This is a genomic window from Devosia insulae DS-56 (genome assembly GCF_000970465.2).
GTDB lineage: Bacteria > Pseudomonadota > Alphaproteobacteria > Rhizobiales > Devosiaceae > Devosia_A > Devosia_A insulae.
Window position 1 is genome coordinate 1 of sequence record NZ_LAJE02000113.1, and the last position, 1,712, is coordinate 1,712.

The following is a 1,712-nucleotide window of genomic DNA, read 5'->3' on the forward strand; positions in this document are numbered from 1 at the left end:
GTTCTGAACGGACGCATGAGTTGAATTGGAAAAGGGCGCTTCGGCGCCCTTTTTTTGTTTTGCGCCGGCAGCACCGCTCCGCCGACCGCCAGGCCAACTCCGGGCCGACTTCAAACATTGGCCCAACAATGTTGTGCAACGCTCCGAACGCTCCGCCACCGCTTGGTGGACGACCATCGCACATCACCCCGCCCAGGTTCCCGTCTGGTCAGTAGATGAGGTTCGCAGTGTCGCCGATCGCCGCCATTCGACTGATCTTCTTCCTCGACGGACTGATCATCGCCAAGTGGCTGCCGCACCTGCCAGATATCCAGGTGCGCCTGGGACTGGATGTCGGCGAGCTCGGGCTGGCGCTGGCAGCGCTGCCGCTGGGCATCATGGCATCGCTGCCGCTGGTGGGCACCTTCGTCACCTCACGGCTGTCCGAACGCGCCGCAATCCGCCTGACCTTCGCCTGGCTGGCGCTCACGTCCGTCCTGCCTGGGCTCGCCTGGGACCTGCCGAGCTTCGCCATCGCCCTGTTCTTCTTCGGCTCTGGCATCGCCGGCGTCGAAGTGGCGATGAACGCAACGGCGGATGCCATCGAGACACGGCTGGGCAAGCGCATCATGTCGAGCTGCCACGGGCTATGGAGCGTTGGCAACCTCACCGGCGCTGCTCTGGGCAGCCTCGCGCTGGCGTTTCACCTCGAGGAAAACCTCACGCTGACCGTCGCCGCACCGGTGCTGCTGGCGCTGGCCTATGTCTCGACCCGCCAGTTGGGGCACAACCCGATCTCGTCGGCGCCTGGACCGGCGCTCGCCCTGCCCGATCTGCCGCTGCTGATGCTTTGCCTGTTGCCGTTCTGTGCCTGCGTGCTCGAAGGGGCGATGGCGGACTGGGCAGCGGTCTATCTGCGGACCGAACATGGGGCGCAGGCAGCTCACCGGCGCCGGGTTCGGCATCTTCGCGGCGATCATGGCCGGCACCCGGCTGACAGGCGACCGGCTGATCGATCGTTTCGGGCCGGTCTTTCTCGCACGGTGCTGCGGGCTTTCCGGCCTGCTCGGGCTGACGGTGATCTGGGCGGCGCCACATGTCTGGACGGCGTTGCTGGGCTTTGCGCTGATGGGCTTTGCTGCGTCCCTGATCTTCCCGATCTCGGTAACGGCGGCAGCCCGACTGCCCGGCCGTTCCCCGGCCATGAACATCGCCGCGCTGTCGTTGATCTGCTTTTCCGGTTACGTCATCGGCCCACCGGTGGTCGGCTTCATCGCTGGGATGGTGGGCCTGCGCGGGGCCCTCGCCTGCCTTATTCCGTTCGCGATCGGCGTGCTGCTGCTGGCTCCAAGGGTCCAGCCCAAGCTGTCCGTTCAAGCCACCTGAACAGCGGGAGCGGGGCGTAGTCAGGCCGTAGGACGGTTAAACCACAGGCTCATCAAGCCGGCGCGGCTATGTACGCCGAACTTCCTGAAAATGGCGACGACGTGCTGGTGCGTGGTGGATTCGGCGAGGCCGAGTTGATGGGCGACGCGCTTCTCGGTGGCTTCGGTGAGCAGCAGCTGCAGCACCTTGTGCTCGGTGGGGGTGAGCGGCGCGGAGGCGAGCAGCAGGCCATGGCTCATCAGCAGCTGGCGATGAAACCACTTGATGCCCCGCATGGCGTAAGCGAGCAGTTCGATGCTTTCGTCGGCGATCGGCTGGGCGGCGTAAAAGCCGAAATGCGACTCGCA

General features: G+C 65.6%; 3 protein-coding genes. 1 reads left to right on the forward strand and 2 read right to left on the reverse strand.

What is annotated here, in order from left to right; translation table 11 throughout:
* Positions 1-208: 208 nt before the first annotated feature.
* Positions 209-610 (reverse strand): hypothetical protein, encoded by a 402-nt coding sequence (locus VW23_RS29770; protein ID WP_069908924.1) that lies wholly within the window; start codon positions 608-610, stop codon positions 209-211.
* A 347-nt stretch (positions 611-957) separates the two neighbouring features.
* On the opposite strand from VW23_RS29770, the gene VW23_RS29775 reads away from it, so the two are divergent.
* Positions 958-1,365, forward strand: a complete 408-nt coding sequence (locus VW23_RS29775) for an MFS transporter (protein WP_425285200.1) — start codon at positions 958-960, stop codon at positions 1,363-1,365.
* Positions 1,366-1,385: 20 nt separating this feature from the next.
* Here the strand turns inward: VW23_RS29775 and VW23_RS07325 are convergent.
* The coding region (locus VW23_RS07325) for a response regulator transcription factor (RefSeq protein WP_141728258.1) at positions 1,386-1,712 on the reverse strand (327 nt) is incomplete at its 5' end.

Coding starts and splice junctions, on each gene's coding strand:
- VW23_RS29770 (WP_069908924.1), bottom strand. CDS start 610: ATGATGCGCTTGCCCAGCCGTGTCTCGATGGCATCCGCCGTTGCGTTC.
- VW23_RS29775 (WP_425285200.1), top strand. CDS start 958: ATGGCCGGCACCCGGCTGACAGGCGACCGGCTGATCGATCGTTTCGGG.